Genomic DNA, 11,988 nt, shown 5'->3' with positions numbered 1-11,988 from the left:
GGCCTCCTGGCCGGGCATCCTGACTCCCGCCGGGGCCTGGCGGAACGGCCGGGGTCCGCTCAGTGGACCCCTCAACCGGGCCCCACCCGCCGCGACAGCTCCCCCGCCGTCCTCCGCACGGCCGCCGCGAACGCGACGACGTCCAGCCGGCTGATCGGCGCGATCACGCTCAGGGCGGCGATCACCTCGTCCGCCGCCCGCACCGGGGCGGCCACGGCGCCGTAGCCCTCGACGAGCTCCTGCCGGTCGACCGCGTACCCCTGCTCCCGCACCCGCGCCAGCTCGGCGGCCAGCCGCTCCGGTTCGGTGATCGTGCGGCGGGTGTGCGGGGCGAGCCCGCCCTCCAGCGTGTGCGCGAGCAGCTCCGGCGGGCCGAACGCGAGCACCACCTTCCCGGACGCGGCGCAGTGCAGCGGCACCCGCCCGTCGACGAGCGTGACCACCTGCCCGCGGCCGCGGCTGCCGACGTAGATCTCGCCGAAGAGGATCTCGCCGTGCCCGGGCAGTGCGAGCACCGCCGTCTCGTGGGTGAGGTGGGTGAGCTCCTCGAGGTAGGGGGCGGCCGCGACGCGGAGCGAGCGGTGCGCCGGCACGCGCGCCCCGAGCTCGGCGAGCCACGCCCCGAGCCGGTACCGGCCGCCGGAGCGGTCCAGCAGCTCGCACGCCACCAGCTCCTGCGCGAGCCGCCGCGCGGTGGTGCGGGGCAGCCCGCTGCGCCGGGCCAGCTCGTTGACCCCCAGCTCCTTCGTGTGCGAGTCGAAGCAGTCGAGGATGTCGCGCGCCTTCTGCAGCACGGCCTTCCCCGGGACGGCGGGCACGCGGTGCAGGGTATCGGCGGCTGGCTCGTTCGAGGCCGGCTCCGCCCGCGTCAGCAAAGCCACTTTCATGACGCCACGTGTCGTGGAAGTGGCTTTGCTGACACTCCCAGGGGGCCTACGCCGGGGCCAGGACCACCAATGGCCGGGCCTGCGCGCCCCGGTCCGTCACCAGCGCCAGCGCTCGGCCGTCGGGGGCGAAGACGCCGTACGTGCCCGGCTCCCCCGTCGCCGGGAGGGGGCGGCCGTGGGAGATGTCGGCGGCCTGGGCGGCGTCCAGGTCGCGGCGGGGAAAGGCCAGCGCGACCGCCGCGTCCAGCGCGACGACGGCGGAGGCGTCGGCCTCCAGTGCCTCGAGGGTGCTCGCGTGCTCGAGGGTGAACGGCCCGACGCGGGTGCGCCGCAACGCCGTCAGGTGCCCGCCGACGCCGAGCGCGGCACCCAGGTCGCGGGCGAGCGCACGGACGTAGGTGCCCGAGGAGCACTCGACGGCGACGTCGAGGTCGGCGCCGCGGCGGGCGAGCAGCGTGAACTCCGAGACCGTGACCGGCCGGGCGACCAGCACGACCTCCTCCCCGGCCCGAACCCGCGCATAGGCGCGCTGCCCGTTGACCTTGATCGCGCTGACCGAGCTGGGCACCTGCTCGATCGCGCCGGTCAGCGCCGCCATGCCGGCCGCGATGCCGGCGTCGGTGACGCCGTCCGCGTCGGCGGTGGCGAGGACGTCGCCCTCGGCGTCGTCGGTGTGGGTCGTGACGCCCAACCGGATCGTGGCGGTGTAGGCCTTCGTGTCGAGCGCGAGGTGGCCGAGCAGCTTGGTACCGCGACCGACCCCGCACACGAGCACCCCGGTGGCCATCGGGTCGAGCGTGCCGGCGTGGCCGACCTTGCGGGTGTGCAGGATCCGGCGCAGGCGGGCGACGACGTCGTGCGACGTCAGCCCTGCTGGCTTGTCGACGATCACGAGACCGGGGGCGGGGGCGTCCACCGCGTGATTCTCGCAATCCCCGCGCCCGCCGGCCGCACCACCGGATACCGTCGCCCCGGACCGGTGCCCCGGCGAGGGAGGTTGGCGCGTGAATCGGTGGCCGCCGAGTTGCGTGCCGAACCTTCCTTGCCGGGGCACCAGGTGTCCCCCGCCGGAAGTCCGTCGGGTGAGTCGGTGGATCCAGGTTCTCGCTGCGTGTGCCGGGCGGCGGCCCTCGTACCGGGCGTACTCGGGACGTCGGCCGGTGCGCGCAGCGTGGGGCTGGGCCGCCGAACTATTCGGCGGACTTCCAGCGGGGGGCACTAGGTAAGGGGGCCTCCCCATGGTGCCGGTCACGGCCGGCGGAGTGCTGCGCCGCGGGGCCGGCGCCCGCCCGCGTGAGCTGGGACTCGCCGCGTTCCTGGTGGCACTGCACCAGCTCGCCGAGGCCGCGGTGCCGGTCGCCGTCGGCTGGGTGATCGACCTCGCCGTCGCGGGTCGTGACTCCGCCGCCCTGCTGCGCTGGCTCGCCGTGGTCGTCGCGGTCTTCGCCGTGCTGGCGTCCAGCGCGTTCTTCGGCTACTACCTCGGCGCGCGCACCGTGCGGATGGCGGCCCACCGCCTGCGGCTGGACGTGGCAGCGCGGGTGCTGCACCCGGCGGGTGGCACCCCGGGTCGACCCGGCGAGCTCGTGAGCACGGCCGGGGCCGACGCCGACCGCGCGGGCCAGGTGTGCGAGGTCATCGGCAGCGGCACGGCCGCGCTGGCCGCGCTGGCGGGCGGCGCCGTCGTGCTGCTCGACGCGTCGGTCGTGCTCGGGCTCGTGGTGCTCGGCGGGGTGCCGCTGGTGCTGCTCGCCTCGCGCCTGCTGGCCCGTCCCCTCGTCGGGCGGGCGGAGGCCGAGCAGTCGTCGCTCGCCGCGGCCACGGCCGTCGCCACCGACGTGATCACGGGCCTGCGGGTGATCAAGGGGATCGGCGCCGAGGCGGCCGCGGCCGAGTCCTACCGCACGGCGAGCCGCGCCGCGCTGCGCGCCCGGCTGGCCGCTGCCGACCTGAACGGCGGCTACGTCGGGGCCACCAACGTGATCACCGGGCTGTTCCTCGTGGTCGTCGCCTGGATCGGTGGCAGGCTCGCGCTGGACGGCGCGATCAGCATCGGCGAGCTCGTGGCCGGGGTCGGGCTGGCGCAGTTCCTGATCGGGCCCCTCGAACGGCTCACCGAGCTGGGCGCGGTGCTCGCGGGCGCCCGCGGCTCGGCCCGCCGCCTGGCCGGCGTGCTGGCCGCGCCGCCCGCCGTCACGGAGGGCACGGGCACGCTCCCCGCGCGGCCGGTCGGCGCGCTCCGTGTGCGGCTGCCGGACGGCCTCACCGTCGACGTCGCCGCGGGCGAGCACGTCGGCGTGGTCGCGCTGCAGGCGGCCGACGCGGCGGCACTGCTCGACGCACTCGCCCGCGACGCCGACGCGCCGGTGCAGCTGGACGGCGCCGACCCGCGGGAGGTCGGGCTCGACGAGGCCCGCGGGGCCGTGCTCGTCGCCCGCCACGAGGCCACCCTGTTCGAGGGCACCGTCGCCGACAACACCGGACGCGACCCCGCACCGCTGGCCGCCGCGGCCGTCGACGAGGTGGTGGAGACGCTGCCGCACGGGCTCGACAGCGAGGTGGGCGAGCGGGGGCGGACGCTCTCGGGCGGGCAGCGCCAGCGCATCGGGCTGGCCAGGGCCCTCGCCGGGCACCCGCCCGTGCTCGTGCTGCACGATCCCACCACCGCGGTCGACGCCGCCACCGAGCACCGGATCGCCAACGGCGTGTTCACGCTGCGGGCCGGGCGCACCACCGTGGTGGTGGCCTCCAGCCCGGCGCTGCTGGCGCGCTGCCACCGCGTGCTGCTGGTCGACGGCGGTGCCGTCGTCGCGTCCGGGACGCACGCCGAGCTCGTGGCCGACGCGCGCTACCGGCAGGCGGTGCTCGCGTGAACGTGCTCCCCATCGCGACGCTCGCCCGCACCCGGGCCGCGCTCGGCGAGCTCGTCCGCCCCCACCGCGCGCTGCTGACCGGCACCGTGGTCACGCTCGTCGCCGCCTCGGCGGCGATGCTCGTGGTGCCGCCGCTGCTCGGCCGGATCGTCGACGCCGTGATCGCCCGCGGCCCGGCGGCGCTGGTCGACGGCATCGCACTGGGCATCCTCGCCGCCCTGGTGGCGCGCGCGGCGTTCTCGGCGCTCGGTTCCCTGCTGGTGGCCCGCCTCGGCGAGCAGGTGCTCGCCACGTTGCGCGAACGCGTCGTGCGCCGGGCGCTCGACGTGCCGCTGGCCGACGTCGAGCGCGCCGGCACCGGCGACCTGCTGCAGCGGGTCGGCGGGGACATCGCGGTGATCTCCGAGGGCGTCCGCCGGGCGGTCCCCACCGTGGTGATCTCGCTGCTCGACGTCGGCCTGACGCTCGTCGGGCTCACCGTGCTCGACTGGCGCCTCGCGCTCGCCGGGCTCGCGCCGCTGCCGATCTGGGTGCTGGTCTCGCGCTGGTACGTGCGCGTGTCGGGGCCGCTCTACGCAGCGGAGCGGCGGGCCGAGGGCGAGCGCACGCAGTCGCTCCTGGCCGGCGTCGGCGGTGCGGCCACCGTGCGCGCATACCGCCGCCGCGGGCCCCAGCTCGCCCGCATCGAGGGGCACTCGCGGGCGGCCGTCGACGCGGCGATGCGCGCATCCGACGCCGAGCGGCGGTTCGGGCTCGCGATGAACGGGGCCGAGCTGGTCGGCGTGCTCGCGATCCTCGGCACCGGTTTCCTGCTGGTGCGGGCGGACGCGATCACGGTCGGCGCCGCCACCGCCGCGGCGCTGTACTTCCTGCGGCTGTTCGACCCGATCGGGATCATGCTCTACCAGCTCGACGAGGCGCAGTCGGCCGGCGCGGCGCTGGCCCGGCTCGTCGGGGTGGCCGACATGCCGGCCGCACCGGCCCCGGAGGAGCCGCGCACCCCGCGCCACGCAGGCGTGCGGCTCGCCGGGATCCGGCACGCCTACGACGGCGGCCCCGAGGTGCTGCACGGCGTCGACCTCGAGGTGGCGCCCGGGGAGCGGGTGGCCGTGGTCGGCGCGAGCGGTGCCGGCAAGACCACCCTCGGCGCCGTCCTCGCCGGCGTGCACCCGCCCACGGACGGCACGGTCGAGATCGGCGACGTACCGCTCGCCGAGATCGCCGACGTGCGCAGGCACGTCGCGCTCGTCACGCAGGAGGTGCACGTGTTCGCCGGCACCGTGGCCGACAACCTGCGCATGGCCCGCCCGGACGCCACCGACGCCGAGCTCGCCGCTGCGCTGCGCACCGTGGAGGCGCCGATGCGGCTCACCGACGTGGTGGGTGACGGCGGCGACGAGCTGTCGGCAACCCGCGCGCAGCAGCTCGCGCTGGCCCGGCTCGTGCTCGCCGACCCCGCCGTCGCCGTGCTCGACGAGGCCACCGCCGAGGCGGGGAGCGCGGGCGCCCGCACCCTGGAACGCGCCGCCGCGGCCGCCCTCGCCGGGCGCACGGCCGTGGTCATCGCCCACCGCCTCACCCAGGCCGCCACGGCCGACCGGGTGGTGGTGCTGGACAAGGGCCGGATCGTCGAGTCCGGCCCGCACGACGACCTGGTCGCGGCCGGCGGCAGCTACGCCGCGCTCTGGGCCGCATGGGCCGCCCCGCGCAACTCCCCGTGAGTGGATACGAGTGCCGGCGCACTCGTATCCACTCACGACCCCCCGCCCGCCCGGGTCAGCCGCTCCCCAACAGTGCCCGGGCCACCAGAGCGGCGCGCCAGTCGAGCGCCGCACGTTCCTTCTCCGCCTCCGACGGGCGGCCCCGCAGGGTCCACAGGTGCTCGGCCTGGCGCCAGCACTCGCTGCGCGACAGCAGCAGCGCGAGGCCGCTGGCGTCGTCGTCGGAGCGGGTGTCGATGGCGGCCGCCTCGTTGGCGAGCCGCGCGATCCGGGCGGTGACCGCCTGCACCACCGCCTGCTCGACCGGGCCGGGGCTGCGGCCGAGCAGCGTGCACGCGCTCACCACGGCCGGCGGCAGATCGAAGCAGACGAGCGCGTGGGCTCCCGCGAGCGCGGTGCGCGTCGGGTCGCCCGCACCGCCGTCCGGGCGGCCCGCCTCCCACCGGCTCAGCAGGACCTGCCACACCCGCGGCGCCCCGCTCCCCTTCGCGTGTGCCCGGACGGCACGCAGGTAGCGCCGCGCCAGCTCGGCCACGAGTGCCGTCCGGAACTCGGCCTCCGGCTGCGGTGCCGCGTCGTCCGGCTCGGCGACGGCCGTCAGGAGCCTGCCCACGGGACCGGCCCCGTGGCCGTGCACACCGGCGTCGGCGCCTTCCTGCAGCCGCACCACGGCATCGACGACGCCGCCCGGGCGATCCGGATCCCCCGTCCCGACCGCCCCCGACTCGATCGCCACCAACACCGTTCCTCCTCGTCGAGGCCCTTTCGCGGACGGCCTCCGGTCCCCCGGCGTGGGAGCCGGCGACGGGGAGAGCCATCCCGCGCTCGCGTAGATACGCGAGCGCGGGATATAGGGCGTGGACTTCTCCCGGGGTAAGGCGTTGACCTGACGACAGGGCCCCGCGCTCCCCCGAAGCTGGTGCGGCACGTCACAACGCCCCTGCGAGGAGTTCCGATGGCCCCGCCGATCACCCCACCGTCCACGACCACCGAGGCCGGCAACGACCAGCTGCTGCACTCGGCGGGCGGCGGCGACGAGCGGGCCTGGACCGAGATCGTGCAGCGCTACCGCGGTCTCGTGAGCGCCGTCGTCCGGTCCTACCGGCTGCAGGACGCCGACGCGCACGACGCGGAGCAGCGCACCTGGCTGCGGCTGGTGGAGCACCGGCACGCGGTGCGCGACCCGGAGCGCCTCGGCGGCTGGCTCGCCACCACCGCCTCCCGGGAGTGCCTGCGGATCCTGCGGGAGAGCCGGGCCGTGGTCACCGACGAGCTGGACGCGGTGCCGGACCCGGACCGCACGGTGGAGGACCAGGTGGTGGACGCCGACACCGTGTCCCGGCTCTGGACGATCGTCGCGACGCTCCCGCCGCGCGGTCGCACGATCATGATGGAGCTCTTCGCCGAGGAGCCGCGCCCCTACGCGGACGTGGCGCGCGACACCGGGATCCCGATCGGGAGCCTCGGCCCGAGCCGGGCCCGCCTGATCGACCGCGTCCGCCGCTCGTTCGACACGGGCCTGATGGTGAGCGCCTGACGGCACCTCGCCGCCGGACCCCGTCGCCTACGAGGGCTGCGGGCGGGCCGCGTGCGGCCGCGCGCGCAGGAACACCGCGCTGGCCTGCACCCGGCTGTGCACATCGAGCTTCGCGTAGATCCGGCTGATGTGGACCCCGACCGTCTTCTCGCTGATGAACAGCCGCTGCGCGATCCCGCGGTTGGTGTGGCCGCGGGCCAGCTCGGTGAGCACCTCGAGCTCCCGGGCGGTGAGGCCGGCGAGCTCGTCGTCGCGCACGGCCGGTCGGGCCGGCCCGGGAGCGGGCTCCGGCTCGTCGATCCGCACCCTCGCCCGGTCGGCCAGGTCGGCGATCTCGGCGAGGAAGGGGACGGCGCCGAGCTCGCGGGCGATCTGCCCGGCGCGGCGCAGCGAGTCGGTGGCCGCTGCCGAGTTCGCCCGGGTGGCGAGCAGCGCCTCCGCGCGCCGCAGGTGCGCGTAGGCCGACGGGTATGGCTGCTCCTGTTCCCGCCAGATCTCCGCGACGCGTTCCCACGCCTGCGGGTCGGAACGCCCGGCGGCGCGCCCGTCCTCGGCGGCGGACATCTCCACGAACCCGAGCACGACGTCGCGGACCGCCGGCACGGACGACGCCGCGACGCGCGCCAGCTCGGCCGCGTGCCGGCGCAGCCGCCCGTCCGTACCGTCGTCGGGCCGGCGCACCCCCAGCCGGGTGCACTCGGCGCGGGCGCGCGCGCCGTGCCAGACGAGCGGGGCCACCAGCCAGACGTCGTCCGAGCCCCGCTCGACGACGTCGAGCCCGGCCGCGACGTGGTCGAGCGCGCGGTCGGGGCGCTCCTTCCACATCGCGAGCCCGGCCCACAGCGTGAGCAGCGGCAGCCGGTAGCGGGGGCCGACCGTGCCGGCCGAGAGCGCGGCCACGGCCTCGAGGTCGTCCTCGGCCTGGTCGAACCGGCCGCGCCCGGTGTGCAGCCGGGCCCGGGCCAGCCGCAGCTCGAGCGCCTCCGCGCCGGCCGGGGCGAGCTCCCAGGCCTCGGCGATCGTCTCGTCCGCCTCGTCCCAGCGCCCGATGCGGAAGAGCCCGTTGGCGGCGACGGCGAGCATCCCCGCCCCCGCGCTGCGGGCGAGCCCCAGCTCCCGCGCGCGGGCGGCGCCGGCCCGGGCGATCGCGATGCCCCGATCCAGCTCGTTCAGCGGACCGGACAGCAGCTCGGCGAGGCTGCGGTGGGCCCGCACGATCTCCAGCGGCTCCCCGGCCCGCTCGGCCACCGCGATCGACTCCCGCAACGCGGCCTCACCGGCCACCGGATCCTGCAGGTAGGCGAGCCCGAAGCCGAGCGTCGCGAGCGCCCGCGCCTCCTGCACCGCGAGGCCGATCCGGCGGGCGAGCGCCAGTGCCCGCCCCGCGGTCTCGTGCGCCGCGGCGTAGTCGCCCGCCGTCCACAGCGCCGACGCGTGGCCGCCGAGCACGTCGGCCCGCTCCCGCTCGGCCCCTTCCGCCGGGAGCGCGTCGGTCGCGCGGCCGAAGGCCTCGGCGGCCTCCGCGCCCCGCCCCGCGGCCACGAGGTACTGGCCGGTGCGCGCGTGCAGCAGGGCGGCCTCGAGGTCGTGGGGGTCGTCCGGCGGTTCGAGGAGGTCGAGCCGTTCCGCCAGCAGCGCGACCGCCTGGTCGGCGTCCCCGGCCAGGTGGGCGGCCTCGGCCGCGCGCTCCAGGCAGGTGGTGCGCGGGACGGGCGGCGCGGCCACCTCGCCGGCGAGCAGGGCGGCGCGCAGCCAGTGCCGGTGCGCCTCCGCGTAGCCGCGCACCCGGGCGGCCGCCTCCGCGGCCGCCACCGCGGCGGAAGCTGCCCGGTCCCGGTCGCCCGCCCCGTACCAGTGGTGCGCCAGGCGGGCGTCGACCCCCGGCAGCTCGCGGGGCTCGAGGGCGGTGGCGTAGCGGCGGTGCAGGTCCATCCGCTCCCCGGGCAGGAGCTCGCCGACCACCACGTCGGTCATCAGCCCGTGGCGCAGCCGGTAGCCGTCGGCCGCGTCGTCGACGACCACCACCCCGGCGTCGACGCTCTCACGGAGCGCGTCGAGCAGCCACGGCCCGCCGTCCAGCACGGCGTCGAGGAGGCGGTGCGGCAAGGGCCCGTCGGCGAGCGCCACGGCGCGCACCGTCCGCAGCGCGGGCGCGGACAGCCGCTCGACGCGGGAGAGCACGAGCTCGCGCAGCGTCGTCGGCAGGCCGGTGGGGTCGCCGTCGACGGCGGCCCGCAGCGTCTCCTCGGCGATGAACGCGTTGCCCGCGGACCGCATCCACACCAGCTCGACGAGATCGGGCCGTCCGGGCTCCGCGGCGGCCACCAGCTCGGCCACCGCCTCGCGGCGCAGCGGCCGCACCTCGACGGTGCGCACCTGCCGGTGCCGCGCGAGCTCACGGATCACGGTGCGGGCGGCGGTCGAGGGCTCCGCACCGGGCTCGGTCCGGTGCGTCCCGACGAGCAGCAGCCGCTCGTCGGCGAGGTTCGCGATCAGGTAGGCGATCAGGTCGAGGGTGGAGCGGTCCGCCCACTGCACGTCCTCGACGACGAGCACCAGCACCGAATCGAGCGCGAGCCGGAGCACCACGCGGTGCAGGAGCTCGAGGGTCTGCACCCGGGCGAGCGGGACCGGCACCGCGGACCGCAGCGCGAGCAGCTCGTCCAGCTGGTCCGACCACGGCGCGAGCAGCCGCCGCACCTCGTCGCCCCGCGGCGAGCGCAGCAGGCCGCGCAGGGCGGAGGCGACCGGCCAGAACGGCGGGCTCTCCGCGATGTCGGTGGCCGCACCCACCAGCACGGTGGCGCCCGCGGCCTCGGCCCGTACGACGAGCTCCTGCACGAGCCGCGTCTTGCCGACGCCGGCGTCACCGCTGAGGAAGATCGTGGCCATCCGGCCCCGCCGCACCGACTCCAGCACGGCCAGCAGCTCGCCGAGGTCCTCGTCCCGGCCGACCAAGGGGCGCACTGGCCATCGCTCGGTCACGTCCTGTCACGCTACTGCCCCCCGTATCCGGGTGACCAGGCCACCGCCCCGGCACGCTCGGCGGACCGGTCGCGAGCATGATCCGAGACGACGTATCAGGGCGGCCTGCGGATGCTCCTCGTCGGGTGGCGAGGAACGGAGAGGAGTTGCCGATGGGCACGACCGACGAGGGTCCAGCGATCGCGGGGCAGCCGGGAACGACGGGAAGCACCCAACGCCTGGCCGAGCTGGCCGGGGACGCGCCGCCGGCGTCGATCCCGGAGGTGATCAAGCGGCTCGCGGAGATCCGCGACTACGCGGCGAGCACGTCGCTGCTCGGCGAGAACGACGGCATCGCGTCCTTCACCAAGCTCTACCACGTCATCACGCAACGGGTCGGCGACATGGCCGACAACGGCGAGTTCTCGTCGTCGGAGTTCCTCGTGCGCCTCGACCTCGAGTTCGCCGAGCGGTTCTTCCAGGCGCTGCGGCGCTACGCCGCCGACATCCACACCGCCCCGGGGGTGTGGCGGGTGCTGTTCGACAACCGGAGCGACCCGAACGTCCCACCCGTGAACTTCGCCGTGCTCGGCGTCAACGCCCACATCAACTACGACCTCGCGCACGCGCTCATCGCGACATGGCGCCACGTGGAGCCGGACGGCGGCGGGCACGGCAGCGCGCAGTACCACGACTACCGCCTCGTCAACGACGTGTTCGAGACGGAGATGGACGGGCTGCGCGAGGAGCTGGACTCGCTCCTGTCCCACGGTCCGGACGGCGCGCCGTGGGACGTCGGCGCCAACTGGCTCGCGGACCTCGTCGTCACGTTCACCCGCGACCTCGCGTGGGACGAGGCGACGCGGGTGTGGAAGGCCGGCGCCGCCCCGGAGGTGTGCAAGGCCTCCGAGCGGCGGCTCGACGCGATGGCGACGTTCATCGGGGAAGGCGTCCTGCGCAGCCCGCTCCCGTTCTGATATCCGATCGACCCGGGGGCGGGGCCCGCACCATGTCCCGGTGGGACACCTCGAGGCGATGGCCGCCGAGCACCGGCTGCCCGACGGGCGCACGCTCTTCTCCGACGTCTCCTTCCGCGTCGGGCGGCGTCCGGGAGCATCGCGCACAGCGGCGGGCTCGGGGTGATGCACCAGTTCATCGGCTCGATCAACGACGAGCGCACCCTCGCGGACCTGGCGCTGTCGCACGCCGTCCGTGCCGTGGGCGAGCGGCTGCGGGCCGCCGAACGCGCCCTCGACGAGCACGAACGATCGCAGCTGCGCTACGCCGAGGAGCTCGCAGCCTGGGGTGAGGCCGGCCGGTACGGCGCCGAGGTGGAGTTCGACACGGCCGCCGTCGCCGCGCTGGGCCTGCCGTGGCACGAGGTGCGCGACCGACCCGTCGGGCGGCGAGCACCATGCATGTCTGACGGATCAACGCCGTCGCGAAGCAGGCGGAGATCCGTCAGTGAGATGACAGCAGTTCGCCCTCGAGCTCCTGCTGCGCGGCCCGGACGACGTGCTGCTGCTCGACGAGCCGACCGACAACCTCGACCTCGCCTCGGCCGAGGCCCTCGAGCAGGCGCTCGCCGCGTTCGAGGGCACCGTTCTGGTGGTCACGCACGACCGCTGGTTCACCCGTGGCTTCGACCGCTTCGTGCTGTTCGCGGGCGACGTGAGGCCCGGGAGACGCCGGAGCCGGTGTGGGAGCCGCAGGACCGGTCGGCGCTGGGGGCTGCGCCGTGACCGCGGGCCTCCCGTCGAGGAGGTGCTGCGGCAGGCTCCTGCCCCGGTCCGACGACCGCCTCGGTCACACGAGCGATGTGAAGAATGTGATCATCGATTCGGCGCCCTCTCGGAGGAGCGAGCCGATGTCCTGCACTGTGTCGGCCGCACTGTCCGGGTCGATGAACACCCAGAAGACGAGCAGCGCGATCACGAGGAGTCCGACGATTCTCTTCACGTGCACCCGATCCGTGGCCCGCAGGGATGACTTTTTGCGGTGCCTTG

Annotated in this window: 11 protein-coding genes; 5 read left to right on the top strand and 6 right to left on the bottom strand. The window is 76.1% G+C overall.

Features of this window, described 5'->3' with window-relative positions; genetic code table 11:
- Positions 1 to 71: 71 nt before the first annotated feature.
- On the bottom strand, positions 72 to 818 hold the full coding sequence (locus ABEA81_RS26300) for an IclR family transcriptional regulator (protein ID WP_345608117.1): 747 nt from the start codon (positions 816 to 818) through the stop codon (positions 72 to 74).
- A 115-nt stretch (positions 819 to 933) separates the two neighbouring features.
- Entirely contained in the window at positions 934 to 1,803 is an 870-nt protein-coding gene (gene truB / locus ABEA81_RS26295) for a tRNA pseudouridine(55) synthase TruB (protein WP_345608115.1), read from the bottom strand.
- A 322-nt stretch (positions 1,804 to 2,125) separates the two neighbouring features.
- Between truB and ABEA81_RS26290 the strand changes: the two genes are divergently transcribed.
- Positions 2,126 to 3,760: an ABC transporter ATP-binding protein gene (locus tag ABEA81_RS26290; RefSeq protein ID WP_345608113.1), complete on the top strand. Its 1,635-nt coding sequence runs from the start codon at positions 2,126 to 2,128 to the stop codon at positions 3,758 to 3,760.
- Entirely contained in the window at positions 3,757 to 5,481 is a 1,725-nt protein-coding gene (locus ABEA81_RS26285; RefSeq protein ID WP_345608111.1) for an ABC transporter ATP-binding protein, read from the top strand. The genes ABEA81_RS26290 and ABEA81_RS26285 overlap by 4 nt, the downstream gene beginning before the upstream one ends.
- A 55-nt stretch (positions 5,482 to 5,536) precedes the next feature.
- Here the strand turns inward: ABEA81_RS26285 and ABEA81_RS26280 are convergent, their stop codons facing one another.
- A complete protein-coding gene (locus ABEA81_RS26280; protein ID WP_345608109.1) occupies positions 5,537 to 6,223 on the bottom strand; it encodes a DUF5995 family protein in 687 nt (228 codons plus the stop codon).
- A 213-nt stretch (positions 6,224 to 6,436) separates the two neighbouring features.
- On the opposite strand from ABEA81_RS26280, the gene ABEA81_RS26275 reads away from it, so the two are divergent.
- Entirely contained in the window at positions 6,437 to 7,018 is a 582-nt protein-coding gene (locus tag ABEA81_RS26275) for a sigma-70 family RNA polymerase sigma factor (protein ID WP_345608107.1), read from the top strand.
- A 27-nt stretch (positions 7,019 to 7,045) separates the two neighbouring features.
- Here ABEA81_RS26275 and ABEA81_RS26270 read toward each other — a convergent pair whose 3' ends face one another.
- Positions 7,046 to 10,003 carry a helix-turn-helix transcriptional regulator gene (locus ABEA81_RS26270; protein ID WP_345608105.1) on the bottom strand — a complete coding sequence of 986 codons (2,958 nt, stop codon included), beginning with the start codon at positions 10,001 to 10,003 and terminating at the stop codon, positions 7,046 to 7,048.
- Positions 10,004 to 10,155: 152 nt separating this feature from the next.
- On the opposite strand from ABEA81_RS26270, the gene ABEA81_RS26265 reads away from it, so the two are divergent.
- Together ABEA81_RS26265 and ABEA81_RS26260 are read left to right on the top strand one after the other, a co-directional pair.
- Complete coding sequence (locus ABEA81_RS26265) at positions 10,156 to 10,959, top strand: DUF5995 family protein (protein ID WP_345608103.1); 804 nt, start codon at positions 10,156 to 10,158, stop codon at positions 10,957 to 10,959.
- Between the two features lie 40 nt (positions 10,960 to 10,999).
- Positions 11,000 to 11,125 carry a hypothetical protein gene (locus ABEA81_RS26260; RefSeq protein WP_345608100.1) on the top strand — a complete coding sequence of 42 codons (126 nt, stop codon included), beginning with the start codon at positions 11,000 to 11,002 and terminating at the stop codon, positions 11,123 to 11,125.
- A 318-nt stretch (positions 11,126 to 11,443) separates the two neighbouring features.
- On the opposite strand, the gene ABEA81_RS26255 is transcribed toward ABEA81_RS26260, so the two are convergent.
- Both ABEA81_RS26255 and ABEA81_RS26250 read right to left on the bottom strand, forming a co-directional pair.
- Complete coding sequence (locus ABEA81_RS26255; RefSeq protein ID WP_345608097.1) at positions 11,444 to 11,602, bottom strand: hypothetical protein; 159 nt, start codon at positions 11,600 to 11,602, stop codon at positions 11,444 to 11,446.
- Positions 11,603 to 11,788: 186 nt separating this feature from the next.
- Positions 11,789 to 11,941 (bottom strand): hypothetical protein, encoded by a 153-nt coding sequence (locus ABEA81_RS26250; protein ID WP_345608095.1) that lies wholly within the window; start codon positions 11,939 to 11,941, stop codon positions 11,789 to 11,791.
- Positions 11,942 to 11,988 lie beyond the last annotated feature (47 nt).

Source organism: Pseudonocardia adelaidensis, from assembly GCF_039543345.1.
In the GTDB taxonomy this organism is placed as follows: Bacteria; Actinomycetota; Actinomycetes; order Mycobacteriales; family Pseudonocardiaceae; genus Pseudonocardia; species Pseudonocardia adelaidensis.
The sequence above is the reverse complement of the archived record's forward strand: the minus strand, read 5'-3'. Positions and strand labels throughout refer to the sequence as shown.